Annotated in this window: 18 protein-coding genes; 13 read left to right on the forward strand and 5 right to left on the reverse strand. The window is 70.8% G+C overall.

Features of this window, described 5'->3' with window-relative positions:
* Window positions 1–56 precede the first annotated feature (56 nt).
* Window positions 57–1,031 carry a helix-turn-helix transcriptional regulator gene (locus OG611_RS14565; RefSeq protein WP_266419478.1) on the forward strand — a complete coding sequence of 325 codons (975 nt, stop codon included), beginning with the start codon at window positions 57–59 and terminating at the stop codon, window positions 1,029–1,031.
* Window positions 1,032–1,210: 179 nt separating this feature from the next.
* Window positions 1,211–1,615, forward strand: coding sequence for a VOC family protein (locus OG611_RS14570; RefSeq protein WP_266419481.1), 405 nt, complete (start codon window positions 1,211–1,213; stop codon window positions 1,613–1,615).
* A gap of 3 nt (window positions 1,616–1,618) precedes the next feature.
* On the opposite strand, the gene OG611_RS14575 is transcribed toward OG611_RS14570, so the two are convergent.
* Window positions 1,619–2,548, reverse strand: a complete 930-nt coding sequence (locus tag OG611_RS14575; protein ID WP_266419484.1) for an oxidoreductase — start codon at window positions 2,546–2,548, stop codon at window positions 1,619–1,621.
* 84 nt (window positions 2,549–2,632) lie between these two features.
* Between OG611_RS14575 and OG611_RS14580 the strand changes: the two genes are divergently transcribed.
* On the forward strand, window positions 2,633–3,421 hold the full coding sequence (locus OG611_RS14580) for a TSUP family transporter (protein WP_266419487.1): 789 nt from the start codon (window positions 2,633–2,635) through the stop codon (window positions 3,419–3,421).
* A gap of 24 nt (window positions 3,422–3,445) precedes the next feature.
* Here the strand turns inward: OG611_RS14580 and OG611_RS14585 are convergent, their stop codons facing one another.
* Together OG611_RS14585 and OG611_RS14590 are read right to left on the reverse strand one after the other, a co-directional pair.
* Window positions 3,446–4,069, reverse strand: a complete 624-nt coding sequence (locus OG611_RS14585) for a class F sortase (protein WP_266419489.1) — start codon at window positions 4,067–4,069, stop codon at window positions 3,446–3,448.
* A gap of 99 nt (window positions 4,070–4,168) precedes the next feature.
* Window positions 4,169–4,867, reverse strand: coding sequence for a hypothetical protein (locus tag OG611_RS14590; RefSeq protein WP_266419492.1), 699 nt, complete (start codon window positions 4,865–4,867; stop codon window positions 4,169–4,171).
* A 599-nt stretch (window positions 4,868–5,466) separates the two neighbouring features.
* Between OG611_RS14590 and OG611_RS14595 the strand changes: the two genes are divergently transcribed.
* The 4 genes from OG611_RS14595 to OG611_RS14610 all read left to right on the forward strand — a co-directional run bounded on the left by OG611_RS14595 (window position 5,467) and on the right by OG611_RS14610 (window position 11,261).
* Window positions 5,467–6,450, forward strand: a complete 984-nt coding sequence (locus OG611_RS14595; RefSeq protein ID WP_266419496.1) for an ABC transporter permease — start codon at window positions 5,467–5,469, stop codon at window positions 6,448–6,450.
* 118 nt (window positions 6,451–6,568) lie between these two features.
* Complete coding sequence (locus OG611_RS14600; protein WP_266425862.1) at window positions 6,569–7,408, forward strand: ABC transporter permease; 840 nt, start codon at window positions 6,569–6,571, stop codon at window positions 7,406–7,408.
* Window positions 7,405–9,486 (forward strand): ABC transporter ATP-binding protein, encoded by a 2,082-nt coding sequence (locus OG611_RS14605; RefSeq protein ID WP_266419499.1) that lies wholly within the window; start codon window positions 7,405–7,407, stop codon window positions 9,484–9,486. Before OG611_RS14600 ends, OG611_RS14605 begins: the two co-directional genes overlap by 4 nt.
* A gap of 92 nt (window positions 9,487–9,578) precedes the next feature.
* On the forward strand, window positions 9,579–11,261 hold the full coding sequence (locus OG611_RS14610) for an ABC transporter family substrate-binding protein (protein WP_266419502.1): 1,683 nt from the start codon (window positions 9,579–9,581) through the stop codon (window positions 11,259–11,261).
* A 60-nt stretch (window positions 11,262–11,321) separates the two neighbouring features.
* Here the strand turns inward: OG611_RS14610 and OG611_RS14615 are convergent, their stop codons facing one another.
* Entirely contained in the window at window positions 11,322–12,122 is an 801-nt protein-coding gene (locus tag OG611_RS14615; RefSeq protein ID WP_266419505.1) for an aminotransferase class IV family protein, read from the reverse strand.
* An 87-nt stretch (window positions 12,123–12,209) separates the two neighbouring features.
* Here OG611_RS14615 and OG611_RS14620 point away from each other — a divergent pair, with 87 nt between their 5' ends.
* Window positions 12,210–12,842 carry an NADPH-dependent FMN reductase gene (locus OG611_RS14620; protein ID WP_266419507.1) on the forward strand — a complete coding sequence of 211 codons (633 nt, stop codon included), beginning with the start codon at window positions 12,210–12,212 and terminating at the stop codon, window positions 12,840–12,842.
* An 84-nt stretch (window positions 12,843–12,926) separates the two neighbouring features.
* Window positions 12,927–13,265 carry a divalent-cation tolerance protein CutA gene (cutA, locus tag OG611_RS14625; RefSeq protein WP_266419510.1) on the forward strand — a complete coding sequence of 113 codons (339 nt, stop codon included), beginning with the start codon at window positions 12,927–12,929 and terminating at the stop codon, window positions 13,263–13,265.
* A gap of 7 nt (window positions 13,266–13,272) precedes the next feature.
* On the opposite strand, the gene OG611_RS14630 is transcribed toward cutA, so the two are convergent.
* Window positions 13,273–13,983, reverse strand: a complete 711-nt coding sequence (locus OG611_RS14630) for a vancomycin high temperature exclusion protein (RefSeq protein WP_266419514.1) — start codon at window positions 13,981–13,983, stop codon at window positions 13,273–13,275.
* A 214-nt stretch (window positions 13,984–14,197) separates the two neighbouring features.
* On the opposite strand from OG611_RS14630, the gene OG611_RS14635 reads away from it, so the two are divergent.
* The 4 genes from OG611_RS14635 (at window position 14,198) to OG611_RS14650 (ending at window position 17,543) form a co-directional block, all read left to right on the forward strand.
* Entirely contained in the window at window positions 14,198–14,410 is a 213-nt protein-coding gene (locus tag OG611_RS14635; RefSeq protein WP_266419516.1) for a hypothetical protein, read from the forward strand.
* A 78-nt stretch (window positions 14,411–14,488) separates the two neighbouring features.
* Window positions 14,489–14,680, forward strand: coding sequence for a hypothetical protein (locus OG611_RS14640; RefSeq protein ID WP_323180189.1), 192 nt, complete (start codon window positions 14,489–14,491; stop codon window positions 14,678–14,680).
* Between the two features lie 36 nt (window positions 14,681–14,716).
* Window positions 14,717–16,036 carry a deoxyguanosinetriphosphate triphosphohydrolase gene (locus OG611_RS14645; protein WP_266419518.1) on the forward strand — a complete coding sequence of 440 codons (1,320 nt, stop codon included), beginning with the start codon at window positions 14,717–14,719 and terminating at the stop codon, window positions 16,034–16,036.
* Between the two features lie 247 nt (window positions 16,037–16,283).
* Window positions 16,284–17,543 carry an NAD(P)/FAD-dependent oxidoreductase gene (locus OG611_RS14650; RefSeq protein WP_266419521.1) on the forward strand — a complete coding sequence of 420 codons (1,260 nt, stop codon included), beginning with the start codon at window positions 16,284–16,286 and terminating at the stop codon, window positions 17,541–17,543.
* The last annotated feature ends 113 nt before the right edge of the window (window positions 17,544–17,656 follow it).

Below are 17,656 nucleotides of genomic sequence, written 5' to 3' on the forward strand. Positions count from 1 at the left end.
TACGGATCACCTACCCTGGGGTGGGGGTAGTTGCAGGTGCAACAGGTGGGGGACCGGTGCTGCGTATCCATATGTCCGGAGCGGACCTTTCCAGAGTGCGGATGGCCACCCGGCCGGACGCGCTGTGGGAAACCACTCTGAGTTTCCATCGGCTGAGGGACCGGCGCGGTTCCGCGGTGTTCGGGAAATGGCGTACGGAAACCCGACGTCGGTTGAATGGTGAAGTACGCCTGCTGTCCGCGGTGATACCACCGCGCGGCTATTTCCCGGATTTTCTGACGCCTTCTCAGGAAAGCGGCGAACCGTACGGCATCGACGCGGGTATGGCGGCGTTACGCGGCACCCCGCCCGGCCGGGTCCTCGCCGAACTCGCCCTGCTCGGCGCCGAACGCCGCGACGCGGTCCGCTCCCCGGACAACCGCGCCGAACCGCTCGGCCGGCTCGTCGACGTCCTGCACGGCTACCACCGCGCCGCCATCGAGCCGTACTGGCCGCACATCCGGGCCAGCGTCGAGGCCGACCGCGCCGTACGCGGCCGCGCCCTCCTGGACGGCGGCGCGCACGAACTGCTCGCCTCGCTCCCGCCGATGATCCGCTGGCGGCCCCCCGTGCTGGAGGCGGACTACCCCGTCGACCGCGAGGTCCGTCTGGACGGGCGGGGGCTGCTGCTCCAGCCGTCCTTCTTCTGCCGCGTCACCCCGGTCGTCTACCGCGATCCGCGGCTCCCGCCGGTCCTCGTCTACCCGGTCACCCACTCCCGCGCCCCGGTCTTCGCCGAACCGGGCCCCTGGCTCGGCCGGCTCCTCGGCAATACCCGCTCGACGGTCCTGAGCGCCATAGGGAACGGCTGCACGACCAGCGAGCTCGCTCTCCGGGCCGGAGTGTCCCTCGCCTCGGCGAGCCAGCACGCCTGTGTGCTGCGCGAGGCGGGCCTGATCCACACCCTGCGGCACGGCGGCTCGGTCCTGCACACGCTCACGCCCCTGGGTGGATCGCTGCTCCGGGGCGGCGCACCGCTCGCCATGTCCTGAGGCGGGAGACACCCGGTGGCAGGGGCGCGTCGGCGCGGCATGCGGGCGGGGCTCTCCGGGGCGGCATGCGGGCGGGGCTCCGGGGCGGCAGAATTTTCTTCGCGGGCAGCGATGAGTTCCGGGAAGCCCCGCCGTCTACCAGTCGTACACGTTCGAACAACAGAGAGAGCGAAGCGGCCATGCCTCAGATGATCTTCGTCAACCTGCCGGTCAAGGACCTCGAAGCGGCCAAGGCCTTCTTCGGCAAGCTGGGTTTCTCCTGCAACCCGCAGTTCACCGACGAGAACACCGCGTGTCTCGTCATCAGCGACACCATCTTCGCGATGCTCCTCACCGAGCCGCGCTTCAAGGAGTTCACCAAGAAGGAGATCGCCGACTCCTCGAAGTCCACCGAGGTCATCCTCGCCCTGAGCGCCGAGAGCAGGGAGAAGGTGGACGAGCTGGTCGACACCGCCCTCGCCTCCGGCGGATCCCCTGCCAACGAGACGATGGACTACGGCCACATGTACGGCCGTTCCTTCCAGGACCCGAACAACCACATCTGGGAGGTCGTGTGGATGGACCCGGCGGCCGTCCAGAGCTAGGGCTCAGGGGGCGAGGTCCGGATACGTCACCCCCGTGAGCTGCTCGGACGCCACCCAGAGCCGCTCGCTCGTCACGTCGTCGCGCGTCCAGCCCGCCCGCCAGGAGGGGGCGGGCGCGCCGCGCCAGCCCAGCAGTGCCGGCCCGGTGAACGAGTCGGGGCGCACGCCGGGCGCGGTGGCCGCGTACAGCGTGGGCAGCGCACCGACCGAAGCGGGCTGGGCGATGATCCGGTTGCCGAGCTCGAAGACCCGCTCCACCGTCCTGCGGTTCTCCATCCGGGCGGCGGCGGACTGCAGATTGGTGGCCGCGTATCCCGGGTGCGCGGCGGCGGCCACCAGCCGGGAGCCGGCCTTCGTGAGCCGTCGCGCCAGCTCGTGGACGAAGAGCAGATTGGCGGTCTTCGAGCGGCCGTAGGCGATCCAGCGGCGGTAGTTCCGCTCGCCGTTGAGATCTCCCATGTCGATGTCGGACAGCGCGTGCATCCCGCTGGAGACGGTCACCACGCGGGCACCGGGGGTGTCCAGGAGCCTGGGGAGCAGCAGCCCGGTCAGGGCGAAGTGCCCGAGGTGATTGATGCCGAACTGCCTCTCGAAGCCGTCGGCCGTCGTCCCGTACGGGAGGGCCATCACGCCCGCGTTGTTGATCAGCAGATCGAGCCGGTCGGGTACGTGCGTCGCGGCGAACGCGCGCACCGAGCCCAGATCGGCCAGATCGAGCGGTACGAACGCCACGTCCGCGCCGGTCACGGCCTTCCGGATGCGGGACTCGGCCTCCCTGCCGCGCGTCTCGTCACGACAGGCGAGCAGGACCCGCGCCCCGCGCCGGGCCAGCTCCCGGGCGGTGTTGAGGCCGATGCCGCTGTTGGCTCCGGTGACCACGGCCGTACGGCCGCTCTGGTCCGGGATGTCGTTCGCGTTCCAGCCCTGGCTCATGGGCCCAGCGTACGGCCGCTCGGGAAGCTCAGTTTGGCTCAATCGGATGGACGGGGCACGGATCGCGTCCTTAGGGTCGCGATCATGCCCGACATAACCTTTACCGCCCTGGTCGTCCTCTGCCTCGCCGCAGCCGCCGCAGGCTGGATCGACGCGGTGGTCGGGGGCGGCGGACTGCTTCTGCTGCCCGCGCTGCTCCTGGGGCTGCCGCACGTCCCGGCCGCTCAGGTACTGGGTACCAACAAGGCGGTCGCGATCGTCGGTACGTCGGGCGCCGCCGTGACGTACGTGCGCAAGGCACCGGTGAAGGTCGGGACCGCGCTGCGGATCGGGCTCGCGGCGCTGGCCGGATCGATGGCGGGCGCGTTCTTCGCCGCCGGGATCAGCAGCGAGGTGCTCCGGCCGGTGATCATGGTGGTGCTGCTGGCTGTCGCGGCGTTCGTGATGCTGCGGCCCTCGTTCGGCCGGGACACGGACGACGGTGCGCGGCAGCGGGTCACCGGGGCCCGTACCGTCACCGCGATCGTGCTGGTCGGCGGCGGCATCGGCTTCTACGACGGGCTGTTCGGCCCCGGCACGGGGACGTTCCTGGTGCTGGCGCTGACCGCGGTGCTTCACCTCGACCTGGTGACGGCGTCCGCCACCGCCAAGATCGTCAACGTCTGCACCAACGGCGGCGCGCTGGCGATGTTCGCCTACCAGGGCAGTGTGCTGTGGCAACTGGCCGCGCTGATGGCGGTGTTCAACCTGGCGGGCGGGCTCCTCGGGGCGCGCATGGCGCTCAGGAAGGGCAGCGAGTTCGTCCGTGGCGTGCTGCTGGTCGTGGTGTTCTCGCTGGTCGCGAAGCTGGCCTTCGACCAGTGGACGGCCTGAGCGGCGAATGCCCGGTGGCCGGGCTCACCGGACGGAGATCAGGTGCGCGTACGCCACCACATTGCCCTCGTATCCCGTCTCCTTCGAGAAGCCGCCGCCGCAGGTGATCAGCCGCAGCGAGGCGAAGGACGAGGCGCCGTACACCCGTTTGTCGGGGAAGTCGTCGTTCTTGTAGACCTCGATCGCGTCGAGGGAGAAGACGGCGGTGCGGCCGTCCTGGCGGACCACCTCGACCGTGCTGCCCTTCTGCAGGGCGCCCAGGTCGTAGAAGACCGACCGCCCCTGCGCGTTGTCCACATGACCGGCGACGATCGCGCTGCCCTTGGAGCCCGGGGGAGTGCCGTCCCGGTACCAGCCGACGATGTTGCGGTTCCCGGCCGGCGGCACATCGAGACTGCCGTCGGACCCGAGCCCGAGACGCATCATCGGTGCGTCCACCCGGATGCTCGGGATGCGGATGCGTACGGGGGCCGAGGGCTTCAGCGGTTCGGCGACCGGGGAACCCGGCTGCGGCACCGGGCCGCCGGCGAAGGCCTGGGCGGCGGTCGGCCGGGGCGGGACCAGCTGGGTGTCGGCTCCGTGCTGGATCAGCCAGACGCCTGCCAGCGTTGCGATGACCAGCAGCCAGCCCTTGGCCTTCTCGGTCACGGTCGTCCTCCCGGTGACGGAATGGGAACGGTCCCGTCCCGGTGGCGCGCGGCCACCGGGACGGAGACCAGGCGGTACGGAGACGTGAATCCGTCTCCGTCAGCCGGCTCCCTGCGTGCCGCTCGCCCGGCGACGCAGGAGCCAGGCTCCGCCGACGGCGGCCGCGGCGAGAACGCCGGCGCCCGCCGCGATCTGGGTGGTGTCGGGCCGGACGCTGCCGCCGACTCCGGTTTTGACGTGCCCGCTGGGGGCGTCACCGGGGCTGTGCCCGGAGGACGACGAGTCGTCGCGCCCCGACGAGGAGCTGTCGCGTCCGGACGACGACGAGTCGTCGCGCTTGCCCGAACCCTCCTCCTCGGACGGGCTCCGGCTCTCACGCGCGCCCGAGCTGTCCTGCCCGGACGGGGACGAGTTGTCGCGCTCCGACGACGAGCTCTCGCCCCGGTCCGTTTCCTCGTCGCCGGACGGGTTGTCGCGCCCGCTCGATTTGTCGACTCCGCCTGTGGAGTCGAGCAGTGAGGGCAGGTTGAGGCCGGAAAGGTTGTCGAGGCTGAACGGGTTGGCCGTGCCGGACCCCGTGCCGTCGCCTGTGCCGGACCCCGTGCCGTCGCCCGAGCCTTCCTCGCCGTCGGCCCGTGTCCCGAGAGCGCCGGTGGTCCGTGACGCGGTCTCGGCCGCACTGCTCCGCAGTGCGTCGGCATCACCTGCGTACGCGGGCGGCCCGGCGGTGAGGAAGCCGAGCGTGGCTATGGCGACCGCGGACGCGGCGGTTCCGGTCACTAGGCGGACAGAACGCATGGGGGGTTCCTCCGGCGATGGCGCGAGTAGGTGTGTCCTGACCCCGAGCTAACGGGCGGTCCGCCGCTCATGCCTGCTGACACCGAGTCAGCTTTCACTCGAACGGACCGGCGCGCCCTCCTTGCCAAGGTGTATTCGTGCAGGTCATGGCAGCGATCGAAGCGGCCGGGGCGGGTGCCGTGCCGTCCGGTGCCGATCGGGTGATGCCGTCCCGAAAGAAAGTGGCGTACATCACATGCATGACCTTGTGGGTCCCGGGCACACGTCTCACACCCCCCACGGGACGGTGCACGAGGCCGCCCCCGGCCACCGCCCTCGCCGGGTCCATCCCCCCTGGACCCGGTGAGGGCGGATTCGTGTCGGAGGGGATCGGGTCGCACACGCACAGTCACGGCTTCCGGTCGATTGCTGCGGCAGCATTTCGGCCATGTGGCGAGAACGGCCAAACGCTGGTGCCGGCCACAGGTGTGGACCAAGCTGGCGCTCGCACATTCGTGCTCACGCTCCGTACTCAGAAAGCCCTCGCCGCAGATGCACACGCCTCCTATGTCCCGCACCCCTGAGGTGCATCTCCCACGTGCGGGGAGGAGGTACCGGACATGGTGCGCTATGTGATCCGCAAGGCGACCGGCTGGCTCCTGATGATCGTGGTCGCGACCAACGCCACGTACTTCCTGGCCAGTTGGTTCCTGGACCCCCGGTCGAACTTCAAGGAGCTCCGCCCGGTCCGCACCGAGGCCCAGATGGACCGGGCCCTCGCGCCGTACAACCTGAACCCGCAGGAGCCGCTGGTGCACCGGTGGTGGGACTGGTTCACCTCGGTGGTGTTCCACTTCGACTGGGGCAAGTCCCCCACCGGCGTCTCCGTCAACGGGGAGATCGGCTACCGGGCGCTCATCAGCGGGGAGTTGGTCATCATCGCGACCATCCTGTCCGTGGTCATCGGCGTCACGCTGGCCGTGTACACCGCGTCGCGGCAGTACGGCTGGGCCGACCGGATCTCGCAGGCCGTGTCCATCGCGGTGTTCAACATCCCGACGTCCGTCGCCGCGCTCGCCGTGGTCTTCGTCGCCATCTGGCTGAACCAGCACGCCGGGCTGCACTTCCTCTACGTGGCCGGGGAGAACTCACCCAACGTCGAGGGGCTGCTCCCGACGATCGGCGACCGCCTGCTGCATCTGATCCTGCCGACCCTGAGCCTGACGCTGATGGGCTACGTCGGGTATCACCTGACGCAGCGTTCGCTGCTGCTGGACACGATCAACGCGGACTTCGTGCGCACCGCCCAGGCCACCGGGCTCACCCGGTCCAAGGCGATCCGCAGGCACGCCCTGCGCGCCGCGCTCATTCCGACGGCGACATCCGTGGCGTTCAGCATCCCGGCCATGTTCACCGGCGCCGTCATCACCGAAACGATCTTCGGCTGGAACGGCATGGGCCGCTACTTCATCCAGACCATCGGCAAGAACGACGTGCACGGCACGGTCGCGACAGCAGCCTTCGCCGCTGCCCTGACCGCGATCGGCGCGATCCTCGCGGATGTCGCCACCGTCTTCCTCGACCCCCGAGTGAGGGTGAACTGACGTGGCCACAGACGTGACAACCGGCGCCTCGTCCGGCGCGGCGGAGGACCCGGCGACGCAGCCGGCTTCCCCCGCGGGGAAGAAGGACGCCTCTCACCTCGGCCTCGGCCGGCTCTACCTGCGCCGCTTCCTGCGCAACCGCCTCGCCGTCGTCGGTGTGGTGATCTTCGTGCTGCTGGTGCTGTTCAGCGTGTTCGGTGGCCTGTTCACTTCGTACGCGTACTCCGACGCCGACTTCGCCGCACTCACCCAGCCGCCGAGCGGCACCCACTGGTTCGGCACCAACCAGGGCGGGAACGACATCTACGCCTCCGCGGTGCACGGGCTCCGGCGCTCCCTGGCGATCGCCGTGAGCGTCTCCGTCCTGACCATCGTCGTCGCCGCGGTCATCGGCTCCAGCGCCGCGTACTTCGGCGGCCGGGTGGAGAAGGCGACACTCGCCGTCATCCACTTCCTGCTGGTCGTCCCCTCGTTCCTCATCCTCGCCCTGGTCTCCCACCGCCTCGCCGGCGACTGGCGGGTCCTCATCGTCGTGCTCACGGTGTTCGGCTGGATGTCCACCGCGCGGGTCATCTGGTCCGTCTCGACGTCGCTGCGGGAACGGGACTACGTGACGGCGGCCGAGTTCATGGGCATCAGCGCACCGCGCATCATCCTGCGCCACATCATTCCCAACCTCGGCTCACTGCTGATCGTCAATCTGACGCTCGGCGTCGTCGCGACCGTACTCAGCGAGACCGCCCTGTCCTTCCTCGGATTCGGTGTCCAGACCCCGGACGTCTCCCTCGGCACGATGCTCGCGGACGGTGCGAGCACCATCACGAGCGCCCCATGGCTCTTCGCCTTCCCCGCGGGCCTGGTCGTCCTGCTCACCGTGTCGATGACCTTCGTCGGCGACGGGCTGCGCGACGCCCTCGACCCCACGTCCGTGACCGGTGCGGCAGGAGGCCGACGATGACTCTCACGACCCTGGCCGCATCCCCGGCACCCACCGACGCCACCCCCGTGCTCTCGGTGCGGGACCTGCGGATCACCTTCCCCTCCGAGGCCGGCCCCGTCGAGGCGGTGCGCGGCGTCGACTTCGACCTCCTGCCGGGCCGGACCCTCGGCATCGTCGGCGAGTCCGGCTCGGGCAAGTCGGCCACCGCGATGGCCGTGATGGGCCTGCTGCCGCCCTCCGCCGAGCTGCGCGGCCAGGTGCTGCTCGACGGACGTGATCTGATCGGCCTCGGCGACAAGGAGCTCTCCGCGATACGGGGCAACTCCATCGGCATGGTCTTCCAGGACCCGCTGTCCGCGCTCACCCCGATCTTCTCCGTGGGCAGGCTGCTCTCCGACGCCCTGCGCGTCCACCAGGACCTGACGAAGCGGGCGGCCCGGGAGCAGGCCGTCGAACTGCTCGATCTCGTCGGCATCCCCGATCCGCGGGGCCGGGCCAAGTCGTTCCCGCACGAGTTCTCCGGCGGAATGCGCCAGCGCGTCGTCATCGCGATGGCGATTGCCAACAAGCCCTCCGTGCTCGTCGCGGACGAGCCCACCACCGCTCTCGACGTCACCGTGCAGGCCCAGATCCTGGACGTCCTGCGGCTGGCGCAGAAGGAGACCGGAGCCGGTCTCGTCCTCATCACGCACGACCTCGGGGTCGTGGCCGGCCACGCCGACGACATCGCCGTGATGTACGCGGGCCGGTTCGTGGAGCGCGCGGAAGTCGACGAACTGTTCCGCCGGCCGACGATGCCGTACACCGCGAGGCTGCTCGCCGCCGTGCCCACCGTGGACAGCGGGGTCCACCGGCCGCTGGTCCCGATCGGCGGGGAGCCGCCCGCCCTCGTGGACCTCCCGGGCGGCTGCCCCTTCGCGAGCCGCTGCGCCGTCGCCCAGGACGCGTGCCGTGCCGACGAGCCCGAGCTGCGCGAGATCACCGGGCACGGGCACGTCGCCTGCCTGCGCGCGGACGAGATCGCCGACGGAACCCTGGACCCCGCCGGAGACGTGGGGCCGGGCGACCTGCCGAGCGGGTCCGGGCACGCGGAGACCGGCGAGGTGGTGCTCCGGGTCGAGGACCTCGTCAAGACCTTCCCCGTCACCAAGGGCGCCCTCCTCAAACGCCGGGTCGGTACGCTGCACGCCGTCAACCGGGTGAGCTTCGAGCTGCGCGCCGGGGAGACCCTGGGGCTGGTGGGCGAGTCGGGCAGCGGCAAGACCACGACGCTGCTGGAGGTCCTCCGGCTGAAGCAGCCCGAGGGCGGGCGGATCGAGATCGCCGGAACCGATGTCGGCACGGTCGAATCCGCCGACCGGGTACGGGAGTTGCGGCAGGACGTACAGATCGTCATGCAGGATCCGCTGGGGGCCCTGAACCCGCGGCTGCCCGTCTTCCAGTTGCTCGCCGAACCCCTCCAGGCCATCGGGCGGGACCGCGAGTCGATCCGCTCCCGTGTCCACGAACTCCTGGCGCTGGTCGGCCTGGACGCCTCGGTCAGCGGCCGTTTCCCGGCCGCGCTCTCCGGCGGCCAGCGCCAGCGGGTCGGCATCGCCAGGGCCCTGGCGACCGAGCCGAGACTGCTCGCCCTCGACGAGCCGCTCTCGGCCCTGGACGTGTCGGTGCAGGCCGGGGTGATCAACCTGCTGGCCCGGCTCAAGCGCGAACTCGGGCTCGCCTACCTGGTGGTCGCCCACGACCTGGCCGTGGTCCGGTACATCTCCGACCGCATCGCGGTGATGTATCTCGGGCACATCGTCGAGACCGGGGACACGGAGACGATCTTCTCCGATCCCAAGCACCCCTACACCCGGGCGCTGTTGTCGGCGATCCCGGTGCCCGACCCGCAGCGGGAACGCGTCCGCGAACGTGTCGTGCTCCAGGGCGAGCAGCCGAGCGCCACCCGGCCGCCCGCGGGCTGTGTCTTCGTCGACCGCTGCCCCCTGTACCGCCTCGCCGACGAGGACGTGCGCCTGCGCTGTCGCACGGAGCGTCCCGAGCCGACGGCGGTGGCCGGACGCCCCGGCCACCAGTACGCCTGTCACGCCGTCTGAGCCCGCTCACGGCACTCCGGGGCCACCGCGCCGCCCCGCCCGCAAACACAGCTCGTCCCTACGTTCACCGAACCAGAAGGAGCCCTTCCGCCATGCGCGCAAGACTGGCCCTGCCCATCGCCCTCGTCGCCGCCGTCTCGGTCGCAGCCACCGCGTGCGACGCCTCCTCCGGGAAGGACGGGTCCGACGCGGCGGGCAAGGACACCCCCAAGGCCGCATCGGCCGCGGCCGACTACAACCCGGTGCCGTACGACCGGGTCAAGGACGGCGGCACGTACACCACCGCCGGGACCTTCGACGACCAGGGCAACCCGTTCAACGTCAACGCCACCCTGACCGCGTCCCGGGTCTGGGCCTGGTACAACGCCGACGCGATCACGTACTCGCCCACCGGCGAGGTGCAGTACAACCCGGACTACTACAGCGACGTGAAGGTCTCCGTCGAGGGCGGCAAGCAGAAGGTCACACTGACGATCAACGAGAAGGCCACCTTCAACGACGGCACCCCGATCGACTGGACCGCGATCGAGGCCACCTGGAAGACCAACAACGGTTCGAACAAGGCCTACGACGCCTCCTCCACCGACGGCTACGACCAGATCTCCTCGGTCCACAAGGGCGAGAACGCCAAGCAGGCCGTCATCGAGTTCAAGGGCGTCAACGCCTCCTGGACGACCCTGTTCACCACCTTCCTGCACCCCAAGGCGGCCACCGTCGCCAACTTCAACAAGGCGTACGTCAAGAAGGCCCACCCGGAGTGGGGCGCGGGCCCGTACACCGTCGGCAAGTGGGACACCCACTCGGGCGGCATCACCTTCGTCCGCAACCCGAAGTGGTGGGGCAAGAAGGGCAAGCTCGACAAGCGCGTCTACGTCAACCTGGAGTCGACGGCCGCGGTCAACGCCTTCAAGAACGGCCAGCTCGACTACACCTCGGCCATCGACGCGGAGAGCCTCAAGCAGGTCAAGGGGCTCAAGGGGACGGAGATCCGCAGCGGCGGCAGCCCCTTCGAGTACTCGCTCTACTTCAACACGAAGTCGGCAAACCTCTCGGACACGGCCGTCCGCAAGGCCATCCAGGAGAGCATCGACCGCTCCCAGATCGCGAAGATCCAGTTCCAGGGGCTCGACTACAAGGAACCGCTGCCCGGTTCGGCGGTGCTGTACAGCTTCCAGAAGGGCTACCAGGACAATGTCTCCGCCGTCCTGAAGTACGCACCGGACGAGGCGAAGAAGACGCTCGACGCGGCGGGCTGGAAGCCCGGCAGCGACGGCATCCGCGTCAAGGACGGCAAGAAGCTGGAGGTCGGCTACACGATCCTCGGCGACGAGCCGCTGGACAAGGCCGTCGCCGGCGCCTTCACCGCGATGCTGAAGCCGGTCGGCGTCCAGCTCGTCGTCAAGAAGGCAGACGAGGCAGACTTCTCGAAGATCCTCAGCGACCGCAGGTTCGACCTCTTCCTGTCCGGGAACCGCTCCATGGACCCGTTCGGTGCCCGCTACCTGTGCGACTTCTACTGCTCGGACCGTGACTCCAACATCACCGGCTCCGGTACGCCGGCCCTGAACAAGGAGATCCGCGCCACCGCCGACATTGCGGACCTCGACGAGCAGGTCGCGGCGGTCAACAAGGTCGAGCGGAAGGCGCTCCAGCAGTACGCCTTCCTGCCGCTGTTCAGCGGACCCTCGACGTACAGCGTGAAGAAGGGCCTCGCCAACGTCGGCGCCACCATCTTCCACAGCCCGCTCCCGGAGACGGTCGGCTGGGAGAAGTAGTCCACTCCCACCCGGGTCCCGCCCCGGTGCGGTCGCTCGACCGCACCGGGGCGGGGCGCGTCAGATCGTGTCCCACCGCGCACCGTCGTACGCCTGCCCGATCCGCTTCATCAGCTCCTCGTCCACCGCGAATTCCGTGTCGTCGATCCGCCCGACCGGCGCGATGCCCTGCGAGTTGGTGAGGAACGCCGACCGGAACGCGCCCAGCCCGTCCAGGGTCACCGGACGCCGTACGGACGCCAGCCCCGCGGCGGGCAGATCCCGCTCCAGCAGCGCCATGGTGATGCCGAGCAGACAGGGGGCGTCCGGCCAGACGACCGAAGTGCCGTCCCAGAAGCCGATGTTGGTGATCGCGCCCTCCGTCACCGCACCGTCCGGCAGGGTCAGCAGGGCCTCGTCGAACCCGGCGCGGGCGGCCAGCTGCGCGTAGTACGTCTGGCCGAACTCGCCGGGCCGCTTGATGTGCGGCGCGGTGCGGGCGTACGGGACGGACATCAGGCCGTGCGGTTCGGCGGACTTCCGCGCCGGCCCCCGCACCGTGACCATGACGGTCGTCTCCGCGTCGCCCGGAGGCAGATAGCCGTGGACCCGGACCGAGGCGTCCCGCACCCCGGCACTCCCCAGCGCGTGCCGGATCAGTTCGCGGACCCGTGCCCCGTCCAGGCCGCGCTCGAACAGCTCCTGGTTGGCGGCGTCCAGCCGGGCCAGATGCAGGGCCAGGCCGCGCACCTTTCCGTCCCTGACCTGCATGGCCGTGAAATGGCCGTAGCCGAGGAAGGCCGGAATCCGCAGGTCCGCCTCGGTGGCCGGATGTCCGTCGAACTCGGCGTACGGGGAGGGCGCGGGCGGGGGAGTCGTCATGCCGTCCACCGTATGCCGCGACGCCCGGCGGCGGGGCCCGGCGAAAGGACTTGACCTCAACCATGGTTGACCTAAGAGCCTCTTCGTATGGACCTCACCACAGCACCCACGACCCCTTCCACCGCACCCACGACCCCTTCCACCGCTCCCCTGAAGGTCGCGGTCATCCTCGCCAGCAATCGCGAGGGACGGTTCGCCCCCGTCGTCTCCGACTGGTTCCTCTCCCACACCGACCCCCACCCCGACATCGAGACCGATCTGATCGACGTCGCGCAACTCGACCTCCCGGTCGCCCTCTCCTACCGGCCCGACGCCGACGCGCAGGCCCGACTCGCCGCCGTTTCGCCCCGGTTGGCGGCGGCCGACGCCTTCGTCGTCGTCACCCCCGAGTACAACCACTCGTACCCGGCCCCGTTGAAGAACCTCATCGACTGGCACCGCGCCGAATGGCAGGCCAAGCCCGTCGCCTTCGTCTCGTACGGCGGGGTATCCGGCGGGCTGCGCGCCGTCGAGCACCTGCGGCAGGTCTTCGCGGAGCTGCACACCGTCGGCATCCGCGAGACCGTGTCCTTCCACGACGCGGGCGCCCTCTTCGACGACGAGGGCAGGCACCGGGACCCGGCGGGCTGCGACGCGGCGGCCAAGGTGCTGCTCGACCAGCTGGTCTGGTGGGGGCACGCCCTGCGCGACGCAAAGGCCGTCCGACCGTACGGCGTCTGACCCGGGAACGCTGCGCCGCGCCGCGTCGTCCCCGACAATCGAGGGGTACCGGAACACACGCGACCGACCCCGCAGGAGCCGAAGGTGACGACGCCGGCATGGCTGACCGTACTGACCACGACGGACAGCGAGGAGAAGGCCCACTCCCTGGCGCAGGGCGCGGTGGAGGCGCGGCTCGCCGCCTGCGTACAGATCTCCGCGCCCGTCACCTCGGTCTATCACTGGCGGAACGCCATCGAGACCACCGAGGAGTGGCAGCTGCTGTTCAAGACGACGGCCGAGCGGTACGACGAACTGGAGGCCCACCTCCAGGAGGCGCACGACTACGAGACCCCGGAGATCATCGCGATCCCGGTGCTCCGGGGCAGCGCCGGCTACCTCGCCTGGGTCTCGGCCGAGACCGCTCCGGTCACCTCCCTGTAGCCCCGGGCTACTCCCCGTGCGCCGCCAGCGCCTCCCCGATCCCCGGCTCCCGCGGCCCCAGGAAGTACGGGTCGGGCTTGAACACGGCGTCCAGCGCCGCCTTCCCCGCCGCGAACACCTCCCGCGTCCCGCCGTAGTACCAGGTCGCGTCGTGCACGGCGTCCACGCCCACCCCGTACGCGTCGATCCCCGCGGACCGGCACAGCGCGATTGCCCGGCGGATGTGGAACCCCTGGCTCACCAGCACCGCGCGGTCGACCCCGAAGATCTTCTTGGCCCGCACGCACGAGTCCCAGGTGTCGAACCCGGCGAAGTCGCTCACGATCCGCTTGTCCGGCACCCCGTGCTCCCTGAGATAGGTGCGCATGGCATCCGGCTCGTCGTACTCCTCGCGGCTGTTGTCACCGGTCACGAGCACGACCTTCACCTTCCCGTCCCGGTACAGCTCGGCGGCGGCCTTCAGCCGGTTGGCGAGATACGGCGACGGTCTGCCCTGCCAGAGCCCCGCCCCGAACACCATGGCCACCTGCTGCGCGGGCGCGTCCGCGGTCGTCCTGACCCGGGCGTCGGCGACGGAGTACATCCAGGTCACGGGTGTCAGCGCGAGCACACACGCGACCATCACCCCCTGCAGGGCCCGCCGCTGCCCACGCCGGGTCCGCGGCCACCGCGGCCGCAACCGCCCGAGCAGCTGTCGTCCCGGCCGTTTCACCCGCATGGGAGCCCCCTTTTTTCCGTGCCGTGCTCCGTCGTCCCACATGATCGGACGATTCACGGGCCGAAAGGGTTCTCGAACGGGCAGGATGAATGCCATGAACCGCACCGGGGCCGAGGACGACTGGGTGACGATCGCCGCGTACGAGAACCTGAAGGGTGCCCTGCACCCGGCTGCCGCCGCCCGCGCCTGACTACGGGAGCGGGGCATCGACTGGATGCCGATACCCGCCGGTGAACTGCGCTGCGACCTGGCCTGCGCCCCGGGCCCGGACGGCCGCTGGCGCGGCTGGATCACCGTCCGCGCCCGCGCCTCGGCACTGCGCCCCCTGGGCCTCCACCCCGACCAGCCCACCTCCCGCCCCACGGCACCCTCGCCCCCGGGGTGGTGGCACGCGGCGGCGGAGCGGGCGGCCCGGCGGCCCCGGTGAACCGGCGGTACGGAGGCTCCACGGGACCCGTCACCCGCCCGCAACGGCGCGGCAACCTCGGTCCCGCACCATCGGACCATGACGCAGCCGGCACCGGCACCAGCCCAGGAGCCCCTGCCCCTCGACAGCACGGCGCAACTGCTGACCCGCATCACCGCACAGCTCGGCACCCAGCTCGGACTCGTCGCGCTGGACGGGACCCGGAGGACCGCACCGACGCTCCCGGCAAGCGAGAACCTGATGAACGGACATCTCCCGGCCGCCCCCTAAGCCCTCTTGTCGGTCCGGCCGTTTACTGTCGGAACCATGGACGGCATGGACGGTACGCAGGGCACACAGGACCACGGCACGGCCCCCTACGGCGCGGCCGACGCCCAGCGCTGGGACACCGAGCCGGACAAACGGCCGGGCCGTACCGCGTTCCAGCGCGACCGCGCCCGGGTGCTGCACTCCGCCGCGCTGCGGCGGCTCGCCGGGAAGACCCAGGTCGTCACCCCGGGCACCCGCAGCCATGCCTGGGACGCCAGTCCGCGTACCCGGCTCACCCACTCCCTCGAATGCGCCCAGGTCGGCCGCGAGCTCGGGGCCGCGCTCGGCTGCGACCCCGACCTGGTCGAGACGGCCTGCCTCGCCCACGACCTGGGCCACCCGCCGTTCGGGCACAACGGGGAGCAGGCGCTCAACGACTTCGCGTCGGACTGCGGGGGCTTCGAGGGCAACGCCCAGTCGCTGCGCCTGCTGACCAGACTCGAACCGAAGCGGTTCGTGCCCGACACCCGCACCGGCGAACTGGTCAGCGTCGGGCTCAACCTGACCCGTGCCGCCCTGGACGCCGCCACCAAGTACCCGTGGCCGCGCGGCGCGCACCCCACCGACCCCGGCTCGCCGAAGTTCGGGGTGTACGAGGACGACCTCCCGGTCTTCGAATGGGCCCGCGAGGGGGCGCCGAAGGACCGCAAGTGCTTCGAGGCCCAGGTCATGGACTGGTCCGACGACGTCGCCTACTCCGTGCACGACTTCGAGGACGGGCTGCACGCCGGGCACATCGACCCCGACTGCCTCTACGCCGAGCCGGAGCGGAACGAGATCTGGGCGGTCGCCATCGGCCGCTACGTCCCCGCGGACACCGAGCCCCAGGAGCTGGCCGACGCGCTGGACCGGCTCGTCGCCCAGGACTGGTGGCCGCACGGCTACGACGGATCCGCCGTCGCCCAGGCCCGGCTGAAGGACGCGACGAGCCAGCTCATCGGCCGGTTCTGCCTCGCCGCGGAGAGCGGCACCCGGCAGGCGTACGGGACGGGCCGCCTCGGCCGTTACGCCGCCGAGCTGGTCGTCCCCCGCGAGGCCCGCAACGAATGCGCCGTGCTCAAGGCGGTCGCCGACCGGTACGTCATGCAGCGCGCCGAACAGGAGGCGATCCGCGCCGACCAGCGGATCGTCATCGCCGAGCTGGCCGCCGAGCTGACCGCACGCGCCCCGGAGGGGCTGGAGCCGCAGTTCCGGGCCCTGTTCGACGCCGCCCGCGACGACAGGGCCCGCAAGCGGGTCCTGGTCGATCAGATCGCCGCACTGACCGACGCCTCGGCCCGCTCGCTGCACGCGGCGCTCACCGAACGCCGCCGATGACCGGCACCACCCCAGGCCATGGTGATCCGTCCCGTTTCCGCCTTGTCTGCGAGCCGTACCACGTCCCGCGGGCCGCACCGCGCAGACTGGCCCTGACCAACTAGGCCCTGTCCCTCCTGATCCGGCCTGATCCGAACGAGAGACCCCGGGTGTGACCTGATCGGGGTACACCCTCTTTCGCCATCACGCTGCGTGCGGGACGCTCGCAGTTGGCGGCGCCGCGCAGCAAGCACCGAGGAGGCATCAAGTGGTCGACGCACATCGGACGTTCGTCATCGTCGGAGGAGGACTGGCGGGAGCGAAGGCGGCCGAGACACTCCGGGAGGAGGGTTTCAGCGGCCGGGTGATCCTGCTCGGCGACGAACGGGACCATCCGTACGAACGGCCTCCGCTCTCCAAGGGCTATCTGTCCGGCAAGGAGGAGCGGGACAGCGTCTTCGTCCACGAGACCGCCTGGTACGCGGGCGCCGACATCGAGCTGCACCTGGGACAGCCCGTCACCTCGCTCGACCGGGAGGCCCGCGCCGTACAGCTCGGCGACGGCACCGTCGTCCACTACGACAAGCTGCTGCTCGCCACCGGGGCCGAGCCCCGCCGCCTCCCCGTACCGGGCACGGACCTGGCCGGCGTCCACCATCTGCGCCGCCTCGCCCACGCCGACCGGCTGCGCAACGTACTGACCGCACTCGGCCGCGACAACGGCCATCTGGTGATCGCCGGGGCCGGCTGGATCGGACTGGAGGTCGCGGCGGCGGCGCGCGGGTACGGCGCCGAGGTCACCGTGATGGAACCGGAACCGACCCCGCTGCACCAGGTCGTCGGCCCCGAACTCGGCCAGATCTTCACCGATCTGCACAGCGACCACGGGGTCCGCTTCCACTTCGGCGTCCGCCTCACCGAGATCATCGGCCAGGACGGCCTGGTGCTCGCCGTCCGCACCGACGACGGCGAGGAGCACCCCGCCCACGACGTGCTCGCCGCGATCGGCGCCGCGCCCCGCACCGCCCTCGCCGAGACCTCCGGACTCGCCATGGCCCCGCGCGCGGACGGCGGCGGCATCGCCGTCGACGCCTCCCTGCGCACCAGCGACCCGCACATCTTCGCGGCCGGTGACGTCGCCAACGTGGCCCACCCGCTGCTCGGCACCCGGCTGCGCGTGGAGCACTGGGCGAACGCGCTGAACAGCGGCCCGGCCGCGGCCCGCGCCATGCTCGGCCAGGAGGTCAGCTACGACCGGGTGCCGTACTTCTTCTCCGACCAGTACGACCTCGGCCTCGAATACTCGGGCTGGGCGCCGCCCGGCAGCTACGACCAGGTGGTCATCCGGGGCGACGCGGGGAAGCGGGAGTTCATCGCCTTCTGGCTGAAGGACCGCCGGGTGCTGGCCGGGATGAACGTCAACGTGTGGGACGTCACCGAGACCGTGCAGGGACTGGTCCGGTCCGGCCGGCAGATCGACCCGGACGCGCTGGCGGACCCGTCGGTCCCGCTGGAATCCCTGGCCTGAGCCCTGCCGGACAGGCCCGGCCGTTCCGTCCGGCGGCCCCGGACGGAACGACCCGGCCGGTCCGCGCGGCACCACCGGGTTCCACGGATCACATCGGCACGCGGCACGGCTGT

The organism is Streptomyces sp. NBC_01363 (assembly GCF_026340595.1).
GTDB lineage: Bacteria > Actinomycetota > Actinomycetes > Streptomycetales > Streptomycetaceae > Streptomyces.